17 protein-coding genes and 3 pseudogenes are annotated in these 15,841 nt (G+C 61.3%); 11 read left to right on the plus strand and 9 right to left on the minus strand.

Annotated elements, in window-relative coordinates; translation table 11 throughout:
- The first annotated feature begins 55 nt into the window (after positions 1–55).
- From M1L53_RS30305 to M1L53_RS30320, 4 genes are read left to right on the plus strand one after another with little or no spacing between them, the layout of a single operon-like run.
- Entirely contained in the window at positions 56–1,570 is a 1,515-nt protein-coding gene (locus M1L53_RS30305; protein ID WP_032370853.1) for an NAD(P)/FAD-dependent oxidoreductase, read from the plus strand.
- A gap of 39 nt (positions 1,571–1,609) precedes the next feature.
- On the plus strand, positions 1,610–2,479 hold the full coding sequence (locus tag M1L53_RS30310) for an SDR family oxidoreductase (RefSeq protein WP_115304720.1): 870 nt from the start codon (positions 1,610–1,612) through the stop codon (positions 2,477–2,479).
- Positions 2,476–3,546 (plus strand): ferredoxin--NADP reductase, encoded by a 1,071-nt coding sequence (locus tag M1L53_RS30315; protein ID WP_115304719.1) that lies wholly within the window; start codon positions 2,476–2,478, stop codon positions 3,544–3,546. The genes M1L53_RS30310 and M1L53_RS30315 overlap by 4 nt, the downstream gene beginning before the upstream one ends.
- A complete protein-coding gene (locus M1L53_RS30320; RefSeq protein ID WP_027498239.1) occupies positions 3,536–4,459 on the plus strand; it encodes an alpha/beta fold hydrolase in 924 nt (307 codons plus the stop codon). The genes M1L53_RS30315 and M1L53_RS30320 overlap by 11 nt, the downstream gene beginning before the upstream one ends.
- Positions 4,460–4,489: 30 nt before the next feature.
- On the opposite strand, the pseudogene M1L53_RS30325 reads toward M1L53_RS30320, so the two are convergent.
- Positions 4,490–4,856, minus strand: a pseudogene (locus M1L53_RS30325) (AMP-binding protein); the annotation flags it as partial.
- Positions 4,857–4,962: 106 nt separating this feature from the next.
- On the opposite strand from M1L53_RS30325, the gene M1L53_RS30330 reads away from it, so the two are divergent.
- A complete protein-coding gene (locus M1L53_RS30330) occupies positions 4,963–5,715 on the plus strand; it encodes a TetR/AcrR family transcriptional regulator (protein WP_054827597.1) in 753 nt (250 codons plus the stop codon).
- Positions 5,716–5,746: 31 nt separating this feature from the next.
- Here the strand turns inward: M1L53_RS30330 and M1L53_RS30335 are convergent.
- Positions 5,747–6,261, minus strand: a pseudogene (locus M1L53_RS30335) (transposase); the annotation flags it as partial.
- Positions 6,262–6,832: 571 nt separating this feature from the next.
- Between M1L53_RS30335 and M1L53_RS30340 the strand changes: the two are divergent.
- Positions 6,833–7,387: a PaaI family thioesterase gene (locus M1L53_RS30340; protein WP_115304718.1), complete on the plus strand. Its 555-nt coding sequence runs from the start codon at positions 6,833–6,835 to the stop codon at positions 7,385–7,387.
- 15 nt (positions 7,388–7,402) lie between these two features.
- Here M1L53_RS30340 and M1L53_RS30345 read toward each other — a convergent pair whose 3' ends face one another.
- Positions 7,403–8,956: an MFS transporter gene (locus M1L53_RS30345; RefSeq protein WP_054827582.1), complete on the minus strand. Its 1,554-nt coding sequence runs from the start codon at positions 8,954–8,956 to the stop codon at positions 7,403–7,405.
- 124 nt (positions 8,957–9,080) lie between these two features.
- Here M1L53_RS30345 and M1L53_RS30350 point away from each other — a divergent pair, with 124 nt between their 5' ends.
- From M1L53_RS30350 to M1L53_RS30365, 4 genes are all read left to right on the plus strand, one after another.
- Positions 9,081–9,785 (plus strand): TetR/AcrR family transcriptional regulator, encoded by a 705-nt coding sequence (locus M1L53_RS30350; protein WP_054827583.1) that lies wholly within the window; start codon positions 9,081–9,083, stop codon positions 9,783–9,785.
- A 422-nt stretch (positions 9,786–10,207) separates the two neighbouring features.
- Positions 10,208–10,705, plus strand: coding sequence for an AsnC family protein (locus M1L53_RS30355; protein WP_142006780.1), 498 nt, complete (start codon positions 10,208–10,210; stop codon positions 10,703–10,705).
- A 123-nt stretch (positions 10,706–10,828) separates the two neighbouring features.
- Positions 10,829–11,215, plus strand: a complete 387-nt coding sequence (locus M1L53_RS30360; RefSeq protein WP_041814308.1) for a helix-turn-helix domain-containing protein — start codon at positions 10,829–10,831, stop codon at positions 11,213–11,215.
- A 25-nt stretch (positions 11,216–11,240) separates the two neighbouring features.
- On the plus strand, positions 11,241–11,546 hold the full coding sequence (locus M1L53_RS30365; protein WP_257207823.1) for a hypothetical protein: 306 nt from the start codon (positions 11,241–11,243) through the stop codon (positions 11,544–11,546).
- 394 nt (positions 11,547–11,940) lie between these two features.
- Here M1L53_RS30365 and M1L53_RS30370 read toward each other — a convergent pair whose 3' ends face one another.
- The 4 genes from M1L53_RS30370 to M1L53_RS30385 all read right to left on the minus strand — a co-directional run bounded on the left by M1L53_RS30370 (position 11,941) and on the right by M1L53_RS30385 (position 13,741).
- Complete coding sequence (locus M1L53_RS30370; protein WP_011331226.1) at positions 11,941–12,177, minus strand: hypothetical protein; 237 nt, start codon at positions 12,175–12,177, stop codon at positions 11,941–11,943.
- A 91-nt stretch (positions 12,178–12,268) separates the two neighbouring features.
- A complete protein-coding gene (locus tag M1L53_RS30375) occupies positions 12,269–12,595 on the minus strand; it encodes a hypothetical protein (protein WP_011331225.1) in 327 nt (108 codons plus the stop codon).
- A gap of 80 nt (positions 12,596–12,675) precedes the next feature.
- Positions 12,676–13,344 carry a TetR/AcrR family transcriptional regulator gene (locus tag M1L53_RS30380; RefSeq protein WP_011331224.1) on the minus strand — a complete coding sequence of 223 codons (669 nt, stop codon included), beginning with the start codon at positions 13,342–13,344 and terminating at the stop codon, positions 12,676–12,678.
- Positions 13,345–13,396: 52 nt separating this feature from the next.
- Positions 13,397–13,741 (minus strand): hypothetical protein, encoded by a 345-nt coding sequence (locus tag M1L53_RS30385; RefSeq protein ID WP_011331223.1) that lies wholly within the window; start codon positions 13,739–13,741, stop codon positions 13,397–13,399.
- Positions 13,742–13,868: 127 nt separating this feature from the next.
- Between M1L53_RS30385 and M1L53_RS30390 the strand changes: the two genes are divergently transcribed.
- A complete protein-coding gene (locus M1L53_RS30390; protein ID WP_011331222.1) occupies positions 13,869–14,471 on the plus strand; it encodes a recombinase family protein in 603 nt (200 codons plus the stop codon).
- Positions 14,472–14,559: 88 nt separating this feature from the next.
- Here the strand turns inward: M1L53_RS30390 and M1L53_RS30395 are convergent, their stop codons facing one another.
- Complete coding sequence (locus tag M1L53_RS30395) at positions 14,560–15,393, minus strand: hypothetical protein (protein ID WP_257207822.1); 834 nt, start codon at positions 15,391–15,393, stop codon at positions 14,560–14,562.
- A 232-nt stretch (positions 15,394–15,625) separates the two neighbouring features.
- Positions 15,626–15,841: pseudogene (locus M1L53_RS30400) on the minus strand (hypothetical protein); the annotation flags it as partial.

The following is a 15,841-nucleotide window of genomic DNA, read 5'->3' on the forward strand; positions in this document are numbered from 1 at the left end:
CGTCACGGCGCGCCGTGCGGGTCCGTTTTCTGCATTCGATCAGGAGTTTTTCACAATGCCGTCCTCCAACGCCAAGTCCGCCGCCACGGCGACAGACCCGGGAATAACCGAGCCCATCACTACCAAAGTTCTCATCATCGGCAGCGGCTTCTCTGGCCTCGGTATGGCCGTCCAGCTCCGACGACGCGGGTACAGTGATTTCATCGTTCTAGAAAAGGCCGACTCCGTCGGTGGGACGTGGCGCGACAACACCTATCCGGGATGCGCGTGCGACGTACCGTCACTGATGTACTCCTACTCGTTCGAGAGTCGCGGTAGCTGGTCGAAGGTGTGGTCCTCGCAGCCCGAAATCGAGCAGTACCTGAAAGATATCTCCAACAAGCGTGGTGTCACTCAGAAGATCCACTTCGGGCAGAAGTTGGTCTCCGGATACTGGAGCGAGTCCGAATCTCGGTGGCACCTGCGTACCGAGTCGGGCCGGGAGTACGTCGCGCAGTACATCGTGTCCGGTGTCGGCGCTCTGCACATCCCGAATTTTCCGAATATCCCCGGAATCGACGAGTTCGCCGGTCAGGCGTTCCATTCGGCACAGTGGGACCACACGGTGGATCTCCAGGGCAAGCGGGTGGCCGTCATTGGCACCGGTGCCAGCGCGATTCAGTTCGTGCCGTTCGTGCAGAAGGACGCCGGCACACTCACGGTCTTCCAGCGAACCCCGGCTTGGGTACTTCCACGCAAGAACTTCGCGGTGCCGCCGGTACTTCGGACGCTGCTCAGCAAGATCCCTATTACTCGCCGCCTCGCTCGGTGGTCGGTCTACTGGGGCGCAGAGAGCCTGGCCTTCGGGCTTAACGGCCACTCCAACCTTATGCGACCGATCGAAAAGGTGGCGAAATGGAACATCGAGCGTTCTATCACCGACCCCGAGCTCCGCCGGAAGCTGATGCCGTCCTACCGCATCGGATGCAAGCGCATCCTGGGATCGAACGACTACTACCCTGCGCTCGCCGCCCCCAACACGACAGTGATCAGCGATCGGATCGAAAAGATCACTGCCGATTCGATCGTCACCCCTGACGGCGTGTCACACCCTGTGGATGTGATCATTTACGCCACAGGGTTCCATGTCACGGACGGGTTCGATCAACTCGCGCTCAAGGGCGCTCGGGGCGAGGACTTGCCGTCGCACTGGCACCGGACGGGCATCAATACCCACCTCGGCATCACCACCGAGGGCTTCCCGAACCTGTTCTTCCTGCTCGGACCTAACACGGGTCTTGGGCACAACTCTGTCGTGTTCATGATCGAGCAGCAGATCAAGTACATCATGAAGGCCATCGACGCCGTCGACAGTCGAGGTGCGGAGCGTGTTGATGTGCGGGCCGAGGTTCAAGAACACTTCAACAAGAGCATCCAACACAAGCTCGCCAAGGGCGTGTGGACCAACGGCGGATGTACGAGTTGGTATCTGGACTCGCAAGGTGTCAACCGTACGGTGTGGCCCGGGTTCACCTGGCAGTACTGGCGAGCGACGAAAGACTTCGATCCCGCCGAGTACGAGATCGCCTGACAATCCAACCGTAGGTCATCGAGAAGTGAGTATCCGACAGTGAGTAGTTCGACAGCAGGCAATTACGCGACCCAGGTCGCAGTCGTCACGGGAGCCGCCTCAGGGATCGGTCGGTCCCTTGCCCTCCAACTGGCCGAACGCGGGGCCAGCCTTGCCTTGTCCGACGTCGACGAAGTGCATCTCGAGGAGACGGCGGACATGTGCCGTACCGCGCATCGTGCGACCGTGGAGACCGCGGTGTTGGACGTGGCAGATCGTGCTGCGTTCCAGGTTTACGCAGAGAGCGTGCAGTCGTCTTTCGGGCGCGTCAACATGGTGTTCAACAATGCCGGCGTCGCCCTCGGCGCCGACGTTGTCGACATGTCCTGGGAGGATTTCGACTGGCTGATGGGCATCAACTTCGGTGGTGTCGTCAACGGGACCAAGGCGTTCCTGCCTTATCTGATCGCCTCTGGTGATGGTCATCTGGTAAACACCTCCAGCGTCTTCGGTCTGGTCGGGATCCCCAGTCAAAGCGCTTACAACGCCGCGAAGTTCGGTGTGCGTGGCTTCACCGAAGCGCTTCGGCAAGAGATGAAAATCAGTCGGCATCCGGTCACGGTGACATGCGTTCACCCCGGCGGCGTCAAGACTAATATCGTCAACAACGCTCGTGGTGTATCCGGTATGGGGGCAGATACCGCCACCATTGCCTCGATGTTCAACAACATCGCCAGGACCACTCCGGAGAAAGCTGCGTGCGCCATCCTCAAGGGAATGGACAAGAAGAAGCCCCGAGTGCTGATCGGCGCAGACGCACGTGGCTTCGACTTTGTCGCACGCGTTGTCGGTCCGCGCTACCAGGACATCTCTGCGCCTGTCACACGCGCGGGCTACGCCTTGGCTCGTAAGCGGGGGATCATCAAATGACCCTCGAACAGGAGAATCGGCCGGGCACCACCGCGCGATCGCGAACGCTGACCGTGTCGGAGGTCGTGCAGGAGACCAAGGACTCCGTGAGCATCGCCTTCGAAGTGCCTGACGAGATCGTCGACGATTTCAAGCATCTACCCGGGCAGTTCATTACGTTGAAGATCCCGTCCGACCAGACGGGCCACGTCGCACGATGCTACTCGCTGAGCAGTTCGCCTCATGTCGATGACTTCCGCCTCGAGATCGGGGTGAAGCGCACCGCTGGGGGGTATGCGTCGAATTGGTTGTGTGACAACGTTTCCATCGGCATGGAGGTGACCGTCCTCACGCCATCGGGAAAGTTTACCGCTAAGAGCCTCGACGTCGACTTGCTCTTCTTCGCTGGCGGAAGCGGCATCACTCCGGTTCTGTCGCTGGTGCAGTCGGCTCTGGTGTCGGGCAGTGGGGAAGTTGTCCTGTTCTACGCAAACCGTGACTCCGATTCGATCATGTACGAGTGCCGGCTTGAGCAGATTAGATCTGAATTCGCCGAGCGGTTCACTTTGGTTGACTGGCTTGAGTCGGAGAACGGGATTCCCACATCAGAGGCTGTAGAAAAGATTATTCGTGAACACAAGGGATCGGCAATTTTCACCTGCGGGCCCTCCCCTTTCATGGATCTTGTGGAAAGCTCTGCCGCCGCATGCGGAGTGGATCATTCGGATGTACATCGAGAGGTATTCCAGTCGCTGACGGGTGACCCGTTCGACACCGCAACACTGCGTCGACTCAGTGACGACGAGGGTGTAGCTACGGCCACGGTTTACCTGAACGGAGAGTGCATCACCACGGAGTGGCCACGTAACACGCCTCTGCTCGATGTGCTGCTCTCGCGAGGGCACAATGCCCCGTACTCGTGCCGAGAGGGCGCATGCAGCGCGTGTGTGTGCAAGCTCATCGATGGCGATGTCGAGATGGTGCAGAACAACATCCTCGTAGACGACGACATTGAGGACGGCGAGCGACTCGCGTGCCAGGCACTTCCGCTCACCGACGCTGTGACGGTGAGTTTCGATGACCTCTGACTCCTCGAAAGCTGGCCTATTGTCGCGGCGGTCGCGGGAGGTTCTCTCCAGTGACGGCACGAGGCTGTTTGTCGAGGAGTACGGGCTCGGTGATGATGCGCCGCTGCTGGTGTTCAGCCACGGGTGGGCTTGCCAAGGTCGGTTCTGGAGACCTCAGATCGAGCACTTCGCCACCACACACCGTGTGGTGGTGTATGACCAACGAGGGCATGGCTGGAGCGACCGGGGTCGCGCGCCCTTCTCTTCGTCGGTGCTCGGCGACGATCTCGAGGCTGTCTTGCGCGCTGTTGTCACGTCTAATCGTAAGGCATTGGTGACCGGTCACAGTATGGGCGGGATGTCCATCATGGGTTGGGCTGCCGAGCACCCGGAGTCGGTGCCCGTCTTATCCCGCGGTGCCGTCTTGGCGAGTACCGGCCCCTCGCAGTTGGTGAGTAAATCGACGCTAATTGGGTCGCCACGTCGATTCCGCGCCTCACTGGAGCGGGCCTTCGCAGCCGGGCTCGCCACCGCGGGACCGGAGATGCTTGACACTCGCTTCAACCGACGGTTGGTGAAATACGGGACGATGGGTCCACACGCGCCAGCAGACGTTGTGGCTGAGTGTTCCGACATAGTACTGCGGTGCCCCCCTGCGGTTCGGGGAATGTGGGGCAGGGTCCTGGCCACCATCGATGTAAGCAAAGGAATCGACTCACTTACGGTTCCGACGACCGTGATCGTGGGCTCGGCCGACAAGTTGACACCCGCGGTTCATTCCATTGATCTCGCCGACCGACTGCAGCAGCGCCGCCGGTTGCATGAGTTCGTGGCGTTGCCACAGATCGGTCACATGATCAACATGGAGGCACCAAACTATTTCAACGAAGCAGCGGCCCGATTGGACGCAGCCACGGTAGGCGATGGCTTTTGAACCGTCGACCGGACACACATGAGCTCGTGAGACGGCCACGATCGTCGACAGGCCGCGCGTGTCCGAGTTGGGAGGGGTCCATCGAGGCGTACAGCATCGATGGCATCGCCACGGTGATCTTTTTTGCGTCGATGGTGCGCAGCACCTCGGCGGATAAAACTTCGGCAGCACCATCATCGGGCCGCCTTTCGTCAGGGTCGGCACGAAGAACGCAGCCCCAGCATGCGACAGCGGGGTGCACAACGAGAATTTAGGGTACCCGGCCATTCTCACTCCGGAGAGTTGAATCTGCGTCATCGTGAACAATGCCGAAGCCTCCGATGGCTCCCTTCGGCTTTCCGGTCGTGCCGCCGGTGTATGTGATCGACACGGTGCGATCCGGCGGCCGATCGGCTGCTTGAGGGAGGGTGCCGAACCGCTGCGAGCGAACCGAGAGGTTTCAGCGAACGGCTCTCCAGCCCGACTCGCTTGAGAGGACCCTTCAGGGTATTGTTAACCCCACAATGTCATTCGTCCGCCGCGTTTCATTTACTCCATCTCAGGTGCAGCGTCGAGTTACCGATGCCCGTAGCACCCGCTGGGATGAGCATAGAGTCGAGGTACGCGCGCAGCTGGTCGACGCGACCATACGGATCATCGAACGGTATGGTGCAGGCGTCAGCATGGACGACATCGCTGCGGAGGCCCGTGTATCTAAACCAAAGCTGTACCGCTACTTTGGCGACAAAGCGGGCTTGAACGCGGCGGTGGCGGCGAAACTCGGTGCGTTGATGTGGGATTCGGCGAAAGCCACTATTCTCGCCGACCAAGATTATGCTTCGGTTGACGACATGGTTCGCTCGTCCGTCCAGAGCTACGTCACGATCGTCGGGCGGTATCCCACGGTCGTCAGATTCCTTATGGCGAATCACTTGTTTCAGTACTCCGGATCGGGAAATGGCGGAGTTGCTGACGAACTGAGGTCGGTGATGGAGGTCGTCGCCGATCGGTTCAGTGAAAGTCTTCAGCGTGTTCACGCAGATACTTCGGTCATTCCCTTGGCCGTGGCGTCCATTCTGGGTTCTGGTCTATCTGCGACTCAGTGGTGGATCGACAACGGTCGTGAGCAAGGGGTGGACGATACGTTCTTCGCCGCACACCTATCAGAGACGACGTGGGGGATCGTCGACGGCGCGGCCGCAACCGTAGGCGTGGCCTTCTCACGCAGTCTGCCATTCAGCCATCCCGGTTTCGCGTCCCGCCACAAAATGGACTGAATCACCCTAGATATCCCAGAATTGTACCTTGTCAAGCTGCGTCGGGTTGTTGCGCGGTGCGGTATGCCCAAGCGGTGTGTTCGTCGTATTCGGTGCAGTGGCGTACGCACCCGTGCAGTGGCCCGACAAGTCTGTTGGCGAGTGCGCGGAGCGCTTGGTGGTGGAGGTCTCCGGTAGCACGGTGTTGGTCGTAGAACGCGCGAGCGGCCGGACTCTGGCTGAGGGCGCAGAACGCCCACCGGTCGATGGCATCGTAGAGCCGCCCGTTGCGGATATGTCGAGCCAGTACGGCCCGCTTCTTGCCCGACGAAACTGTAGGGGTGACGTACCGGCGTAATTCTTGCGAGACTCGGCGTTGGTGTAGCGGTCGACGTCGTCGCTGAATTCACCGAGCCCCGGGCGGCGAGGATGACACCGATTCCTGGCAGGGAGAGGTAGACGGCGGCGTTGCGTGTCAGCGTCCGGGTGTGTTCCAAAATGGCGGGTCAGTTCGGCTTCGAGGTCGCCGATCTGACGGTTCAACTCCGCGATCAGCGCCAAGAGTGCGCCGGCATCGCGCTCGACCTGCGCTGCGAACGCCTGCAACCACGAAGGGCGAACGCTACCGAGCCCGTTTCTGCGCCCGCTGCGCACTCCGCGACGACCTCCATGCAATCTTGATATTCGATAACGAGGACATCGCGCTGGACGCGCTCCTTCAAGCGTTGGGCGCAACAAATCGACCTCAGAGCGCGGTCATCTTGATGCGAGGCGCGCGGGCCTCGCCTGCCGCCGCGGAGCGGCAGAGATTGGGGTCGTCGCAGCATTCGGCCGAGGCAGGTCGGGTGTGAGATAGTTGCATTCGCGAGATGCCCTTCGTGGTGGCTGGAATGTTCCCTAGACAAGAACTCAGTTACGGGCAGTCCGCAAACGCGGCCTCAGAATAGTCATCTCCAGGTCCGAAATCCTCGCGGGAGATCACTTCTCTCTTTAAAGCTATGTCGGCTTGGTCGATCCTTTAGTGCGGTTCACTTCTGACATAGTGCAGTTTATCTTTCGAAACTGACAGCGGTGCAGGCCGAGCGCACGAAGACGCGACAGACTCGGCACAGTTTTTTCACGACAGAGAGGTCCGACCATGAAGAGAATTCCGGACGAGGTCAGCGGGTCGGCCGGCCCCACTATCGAGAACTGGGTGCGCTCGTTCTGGGGCACGACTTCCGAGTCGCCTGATTTACCGCCCCACCACCCCGACTGTCTTGGTTGTGGGCCGCAGAACCCGCACGGCCACGCCCTGTCGGTCCAGCGTGACGAGAACGGCGTGGTGGCTCACCATGTGTTCGATCAACGTCATGTCGGGGCACCCGGGATAGCACACGGCGGCGCGGTGGCGACCGTTCTCGACGATCTGTTCGGCTTCCTGCTCTACACAGTGGGTGAGCTCGCCGTGACGCGGCGTCTCGAGCTCGACTATCTAGCGCCGGTTCTGCTCGGCACTCCCTACGTGTTGCGTGCTGCCGTTCGGTCTCGTGATGGGCGCAAACTGGATCTCACGGCCACGATGGACGATGCGCAGGGCCGCTCGGTCGCCACCGCTACTGCCCTGTTCGTGGTGGTCGAGGTCGAACACTTCATGCAGTCCCAAGCCCGAGCTCAACTCCGGGCCACAGACACGAATCACACCGAAGAATAGACACCCTGGCCGACCTCATCGACGTCCATCACCCGCGGTGGCTGTCGTTCGGCTGCGTCTACCTGGCGCAACGACGGCGAGCACGAGTGCCCCAGCGGCGGTCAGGGCCGCCAACGCCAGTGTCGCCTGACCACTTCCATGTACGAATGCGGCTTTGGCGAACTCGGCCAGCGGCTGGCCAGCTGGTCCTGCGCGGTCGGCGACCTGCAATGCGGCGGCCAGAGAATCGGCCACCGGACCACGGGCTGGCTCGGGTAGCTGGGGCAGAGCCGGCTGGATGTGCTGAACGTAACCGGCCGCGAGCACGCTACCGGCTACCGCAATCCCAATCGCGGCACCGATTTCGCGAGCCGCGTCGTTGACCGCGGCAGCCACCCCGTGCTTGGCCTCTGGAGTGTCCGAGACGATGGCGAAAGTCGCAGGAGCGGTACACAACCCCAAACCCGCGCTCATGATGAGCAGGGGCCACAGCAGGTCAGGGTAAGTCGCAGCGACGGTCAGTCTGCTCACCATCACCAGTCCCGCCGCGATGGTGAGCAGACCTACAGTGGTCATCACCCGCAGCCCAACAATGTTCGACAGCCAGGGTGCAATCACCGAGATCACGATGAGCGGCACGACCATAGGGGTCAACGCCAACGCGGCGGTGAGCGGTCCATAACCGAGAATCAACTGCAGATACTGCACCAACAGCAAGAACACCCCGAAGGTCACCAGAAATTGGATACAGACAGACAGCGCGCCGGCACCGAAACCACGGCGGGCGAACAACCGGACATCGAGTAGCGGTGCCGAGGAACGTAGTTCTACGACGACGAACACCACAACTGCGAACAAGCCCACCGCAGTGCTGATGGCGACGAGCGAATCCGACCAGCCACGGGCCGGAACCTCGATCACAGCGAAGACGATCGCCCCGACTGCCACAACTACGGTCACAGCGCCCACCCAATCGACCGGTGGATGCTCCTGCTGGCGGGACTCCGCGATACTGCATGCCAACCCGGCCAGAACCGCTCCGGCGACGGTCAACCCGACGAACACCGAGGTCCACGACCACTGCTCGAGCAGCACTCCAGCCCCGAGGATGCCCAGGACCGCCCCGGATCCAGCAACCCCGGCCCACACCCCTACAGCGCGACCGCGATGCGCCGGTGGAAATCCCGCGGTCAGTATCGACAGCGTCGAGGGCATGACCAGCGCCGCACCCGCCCCAGCCAACGCGCGAGCAGCGATCAGCCACGCCGGGTCAGCAAGAAACAAGGGCAATGCCGACGCGAAAGCGAACAACGCCAACCCCGCCACGAGCACCCCCCGGCGACCGTAACGATCACCGATCGCACCGGCAGGCAGAACGAAGCACGCCAATACCAACGTATAACCGTCGACTATCCAGGTAAGTTGAGCTTGCGTCGCCCCTGTCGCGACCGCGATCTGTGGCAACGCTGAATACAATGCCGCCATTGCGGCCACCACCAACGCGACCGCCATGCACGACACAATCAACATCCACCACTGGGCGCCGCTCCATCGAGCGACGCCGGCAGAGTCGGATCCACGTTCGTTCATGGCCAGCCTCCCAGTTCGAGACCGGTCGTCTCGGTACGAGACTATTAGTATCATAACTCTGTGGGTGTGACAGAATGGTCATGCGAGGAGATATTTTGTCAGTCAAATGGAGCGGAGCCCGTTCATGGTCGACCCTCTCGTTGCAGCCGAGGGCCCGGCCGATCCCCGGCTGGCGCGCTCACGTAACCGGTTACTCGAAGCTGCCGGTCAGCTGCTGTCCACCGGCGGTGTCGAGGCGGTCACCGTGGAGGCGGTCACCCGCATGTCGAAGGTTGCGCGTGCCACGCTGTACCGACACTTCGGAAGTACCACCGACCTGCTCGCGGCAACCTTCGAGCGACTACTACCCCCAGTCGACACCGATATCGATACCGGTCCGCTACGCGAACGTCTGATTTCGTTGCTCACCACCCAAGCCGACCTCATCGACCAAGCTCCGGTGCAGATGACCACGCTGGCGTGGCTGGCAATGGGACCCGTCAACAGCGGCGACGCCAGTCGGCGCGATCTCGATCCTGGCGCGGTGGTCTCACTTCGGGCACGTGTCATAGAGCAATACCGCAAGTCCCTGGATCAGATCCTGACGGCCCCTGACGCCCGCGATGTGCTCGGCGAGCTCGACACCACCTTCGCCCTCATTCAGCTCCTCGGACCGATAGTGTTCGCTCGCCTTACAGGACTGCGTCACATCCACACCGACGACTGCATCCGCATCGTCGACAACTTTCTCGCCGCCCATGCCACAAGTGTCGGATCGAGCACTTCGCGCGACAATAGTCGTACGTGGCCGGCCACGACGCCAGACCCGCAGTTCAACGAAGGCCAGTAAGGCTTGACGGAAAACCACACCATCACTGCGCTAACCAGTCAGGGATCGCGGCGCTCATCGGATGCAACCTAACGTGGGCATAAGAACTCAGAGTTGCAGGAGACTTCTGAAATCGTGCAGCCGACTTCTGAAACTGACAGCCCAAAAAGTCGCTCACAAGGGCACAGTGTTGCAGAACTCACCGACAGACGAAGTTTCGGGACAAAAGCAATGGGACAGGTTTTTGCAACACTCCCCTGGCTGGTCGCTTCGTCTGATCGTCGTCGTCTGTTTCGTGTCCGAGAAACGATCCATTGACGGACACGCCACCTGAGACGCGAACGACTCGGTCCACCCCCTTGTCACTGTCAGGGTTTCCTGACAGGCTGGGTAGACGTCAGGGAACCCTGACACTCGTTGATTACCTGACAGAAGGGCCTGAGATGACGTGGGACTACGACGGGCACGAAGGTTACGCCGCAACGATCGCGGCGGGCGACAGGAAAGTGAGGGCCCACGTCACCGAGGGGATGGAGCTGGAAGATGGAACACTCGTACCCGATTCCGACACAGTGGGCTGGCGGACAACGTGCTCATGCGGCTGGAGAGCACCGCTGATGTTCGAACGCGTCACCGATCCTTCTGTCTCACTTGCCGAACGGCAGGTATTCGACACCGAAGGCGACGGATGGCCACCACGCGAAGTCGAGGAACTTTGCCGCACCGAATGGCACGAACACATTCGCCCCGCGGAGAACCTGGCTGCGGTACGGCAAGCAGCTGAGGACCACCGTTTGAGCGGGGAACGACTCGACCGTGCCGTTGCCGGCGCTCGCGATGGCGGCGCATCCTGGACGGACATCGGCAGAGCCGCTGGGGTGGCCCGGCAAACCGCTCACGAACGATGGAAAGCCTTGTCGCACAACGTCGATTCCAGTTAGTGGCAGCTACCCCCGGACCACGAAGGAACGCGTATCTATTCCGGTCCGGGCGTGCCGGGATCCTCACGATCGAACCAGCCCCACGCTCTTGTCCCACATTGGGACAGATGCTAGTGTCCCAGCATGGGACAAAGTCGAACATACCTCGATGTCATCGCTTGGCAAGACTCACTGACGCAGACTGAGCGAGAGGCACGCGGCCCATTTCAGTCGGCATTCGGTGTCGGCCATGGGGAGTCCGCCGGCGATGCAGTAGCAACGGCACGTCGTGCCGCGACGATCGCCAATCAGGTGTTCGATCAGGTCAAAGAGCAAGCTGTGTACGCACTCCTGGCCGACAACCTTCCCGTACGGGCGATTGCGGCTCGCACCGGAATTCCTAAAAGCGAGGTTCACCGTATATCTCGGCGACTCGGTCGAGATGGCGATTTACCAGGTTCGGTTGCGACTGTGCCTGTCTCGCGGGACGAAGTGCGGGATCAGGTCCGCGCTGCGTGGGGCCACCGATAGCGTCCCCCCAAATTGCGGAGTACCGATGGTGACTCCCCATATGCTCATGCGAAACCGTTCGACGCTGGTCGACACATTCGGAGATGCCGGGGGCGAGATGTCGAGATTCGTGCAGTTCATCGACAGTGAGATCGTTCAACGTTGGTCATCTACCATCGCCACAGTCTTGTTCCCCCTGCTGGTTCTACCTTCTGCCGTCGACGCCGCAGTCGAGGACGCCTCCGCTTTGAACTGGGCAATCCTCCTGATCTTCGTCAGCGGATCCGTCGCCCTCGCCGCGACCGCCTTCACCAAGTGGCGCAAACACTTTGCTCGTCGGACCGATACCTGATCACGGAAACTTCCGGTGCACCCGACCGTTGCCGGCGCTCGCGATGGCGGCGCATCCTGGACGGACATCACCTCGCCTGAACTGCGGGTTCTGAGTGCACACACCCCGTTGTGGTGGCGAGGCGATTTCTGCTTTCATTCGCGGCATGAATTGGTATGCGGTTCTTTTGGTCGTTGTCGGTGTCGCGGTTGCGGCGTTCAGTGTTGTCGTCGAGAGGAATGAAGGTGCAGGGAGGGCAGGCAATGTTTTGTTGGCGGGTGGTTCGATTGCTGCGGTCGGTCTCGTCTGGGTGTTCTGGTGAGTACAACCGAGTGAGTGTTCCCCGATAGGTGAGTGTTCTCCCAGCGTGACGGGTGCCCGACCTGATCGAGGTCGGGCGCCTCACCCGCAACATTCAGGATCGTTCGCTCTTGTTCGGAATCACGAACAGGATGACGGCGATGGCGCCAAGGATCACGACAGCGGCGCAGATCGCGATGATGTTTCGTGCCTGGATTCCGTTGACTGCCAAAGCGATCACGGCCACTGCGGCCAGGACCCACAGAAGTTTTGCAAGTAGGACTTGGCGTAGGGCCAACGCTCCTGCTCCGAGAAAGAGAAGAACTGTTGCGGCGACTGTGGATATAGGCATGTCGGGCTCCTTGAGATAGGTCTGTGTTCGCCCGATCGTTTCGAGCCTTGCAGTCTCACATACAGCACCGACACATATGCGCTGCCAGGGGTTAGGCGGTGCCTTCCTTTGGGATGACGCCTGCTTCGTCGGCGAAACGCTTGAGGCTGCGTCGGTCCGATCGGGAGAGGATCTTCTCGCCGGCGTCGTTGTAGCGCTCCCCCAACATGGACCCGGTCAGTTTCTCGACCGCATTCTCGAGCGTGACGCCGGCATTGCGCCACCGCGGGGTGGCTCGGATTGCGATCCACAGCGGGGCGATGTGTTCGGCGGCGTCCGGGTCGAATCGCCCGAGTTCGAGGTTGTACGGGGTGGTATTGATCGCCAAGGCGAGTAGTCGCTCGTCCTCGCTCCTGGACCATCTGTCGAAGAACGGCATTTCGTCTCCTGTCCTGTCTGTTTCGCGACGATATTGATGTGCCGTCGAGCTAGTTGGTGGTCCTGATTGCGTCGATCATCTCATGCGCTCACGGGCTTGATGTGGGCTGCGACGGTGTCACCGATACGGGTGACGAGGTCGATGTCTTCACCCAAGGATGCGGAGGCGTGGGCCGCTCCGACGGTGCCGGCGCACAAGTTCCAGGCAAGTCGATGTGTGGTGGGAGTGTCGGGGATTTGGCGGGCACTGATGGCGGTGTCGACGATCTTGCTGATGGCGTCCACCCAGTGTGCAAAGCCGTCGGTGTTGTCGATGGAGGGTTCGAGAGTGAGCTTCATGCCAGCACGCAGGTTGATGTCCTCGGTGATCTGTCGTGCGAGGGACGTGAAGATCGCTGTCAGTTGCTCTGCTGCTGTCATGCTCGGACCGGCCGTTGCGTCAGTGACGGTTTCGTCGACGGTGCGCGTCCAGTCGGAGAGGAGTTGGTTGCCGATCGCTTCTTTGGATGGAAAGTGGTAGTACATCGCGCCTTTGGCGAATTTTCCAGCGCGGGCGATGGTGTTCATACTGGTGTGGCCGTACCCGTCGGTGTCGAAGTGACGGGCCGCAACGGCGATGATCGCGTTCCGTGTTCGCACTGCGCGAGCCTGGGGCTCCGCGTTCTTGCTGCCGGGGGCACGGCCGATCCGGGGGCGGGTTCTCGCGGCAGTGCCTTCCGTCGTGTTCGCCGACTCGATGGGGCTGGTCATAGTGATGCTCCTTCGATCATGCGGACGGTAGCCGAATCAGGTGTGCACCACATCAGCAGCCGTTGGTCGACGTGCAGGTGCGAAGTTCGTCGATCACGTGGAGTCGTTCCGGTTCGCTGAGTAGAACCGTCAGGGGTGAGAGGTTGCGCATTTCGCGGGCAGTCTCGGTGTCGGAGGCTTCGATCTCGCGGACGGCGTCGATGTCGTTGTTGCTCACGATGTGTTCCCACTGGTCGAGGCATCGGGTCAGTGAGGCGCCGGTGACGTGCTGGCGCAGTCGGTGCAGGCTGTGGTGGATCTGATCGGTGTCGAGGTTGAGGTGTTCGCGTTCGATTTTGTCGAGGACGGCGGTGTTCAGGAGCTTCTTGCGGATGACTTTGCGTGGGACTACGGACATCGTCAGCTCCTTCCACGATGCTGCGGTGATTGCCTACGACCTGGTAAAACCGCGTTCAATGTAGCGGATGCCCGCCACTGTCGGCGTCTACACTTGATTGGGGTTCTTCGTAGAATACGATGGTGTGATGTTGATTGGCTACGCACGGTGCGCATCGTCTGGTGACGATGAGCAGGTCGAGCGTGACCAACTCGTGAAACTCGGAGTCGAACCAGGTCAGATTCATGTCGATCATGGTTTGAGCGGTATTGATCGGCCGCGGCCGGCACTTGCAGCGGCACTCGGCGCGGTGTCTGCGCGTGACACGTTGGTTGTCACCTCGCTCGACCGGCTGGCGCGGTCGGTACCGGACCTTTCGGATATCACTGCTGATCTGTCACGGCGTGACGTGTTGTTGATGTTCGACGGTGTCGTGCACGATCCGAAGGACCCGATCGGTGAGACCGTGTTTTCGATGCTGTCGACGACGTTCGCGCAGTTCGAGTCCGGTCTACTGCGGTTGCGGCTGCACGAGAGCGTTGCCCAACGGAAAGCCTCGGGTGCGTTCAAGGGACGTAAGCCGAAACTCACTCCGGAGCAGCAAGCGGAGATGTTCGACCTGTACGAACGGCATGAATCGTCCGTCCCAGAGCTGATGAAACGCTTTTCTCTTTCTCAACCTGCGGTCTACCAGTACCTCACACGCGAGAGAACCCTTCGATCCTCACCTGAGCCACCTCTCGACCACTGACTGACGCAACCAGAATCCCTTCGAGGGCAAGGCATCACGAAGTGGTGTCGCGGCAGACCGTTTGTGTGCTGTTCGCTTTGTCGTGTGTTCAGGCGTTGCGGTGTGGGCCGATGAGACTGTCGAGGTAAGCGACTTGCGCGTCGAGACCGGCTCGGACGTCGTCGATGTCCTTCCGCATGGCATTGGTGTGGCCGGCGGCGTAGTCGGATCCGATGATCTGCCCGAAGATCCGGTCCACGTCCGCGGCTCCGGCTGCCAGCTCGGTCACCGACTGCAGATTGTTCAGGGCGACCCCGATCGGGGTGAGGGCTTGTTCGTAGGCGCGTAGCGCGGCGACCCGGTCCACGAGTGCGTCTTCGACGTGTGCGGCGACGACGTGGCGGCGGTCCCACTCTGCCCTCGCTTTCGCGAGTTGGTCGGTGCCGTCATCTGCCGGCAGCGTTGGTGTCGTGGACCGCAGGCGCAGGAGTTCGTGCGCGGCGGCCGCGATCATGTGCAGCTCGATGGTGAAACCGAGAACGGAGCGGTGTCCGTCGAGCAGGGGGTGCGCCCAGGCTGGGTCGGAGATGATGCGTGCGACAAGATTTTCCGCGATCACGACGAGCCGGGTCTCCGTCCCTACCTCGAGTAGCGGCCAATGCAACGCCGAGTACGCCTGCCTGAGCTCCTCGCGTTGCTCGGTGGTCAGTTGGGCGTAGCCGCGGGGTTTTCCGGTGAGGGCGCGCCACCAGCTCGGGCGCCACCAGCTCGGTGGGGCGAGGAGTTCGTTCGGGTCGACGATCGTGGTCGAGAGTGCCGCGACGGCAGATTGCGTCGACGGACTGACCGCGCTCCAGTCCAGTACGGCAGTGGTGCGGGCGGATCGCTGGGGGTATCGGGTCCGGTCGAGGACCCAGGCACGTGCGGTCTCTGTCTCAGGCATGGTCATCGTCTTCTTCACTCTCAGCCCGCGCAGCGCGGGCAGGGTATCGCTGGGTACCTAACACGTGCGCCGTCAACGGGTTTCGCTGGACGGCGCACGTGTGCCGGCATCTAACGGCGGGGACGTTGTTCGGTCAGGGCCACAGGTGGCACCTGGAAGTCGGAAAACAGCCTCCTGTGCAGGTCTTCGGTGTACGAGGCCGGGCGAGGCTTCTGCGGTGAGTTGGAGGTGTTCACAGCGTCGCTCCTTCGATCTTGCGGACGGTGGCAGGGTCGGTACCGCACCACATCAGGAGTAGATCATCGACGCGACGGCGGATGGTGTGCGGTTCGTCGAGGCAGGCTGCGACCTGAACGGCGCCGATGAAACCGGCGCACAGGCTCTCTGCGAGACGGGGGTCGGGGAGCAGATTGACGAAATCCGGCGCTAAGGGGCAATCGCCGAGCGA

This window comes from Rhodococcus sp. T9N (assembly GCF_024436645.1).
Taxonomy (GTDB): domain Bacteria; phylum Actinomycetota; class Actinomycetes; order Mycobacteriales; family Mycobacteriaceae; genus Rhodococcus_F; species Rhodococcus_F qingshengii.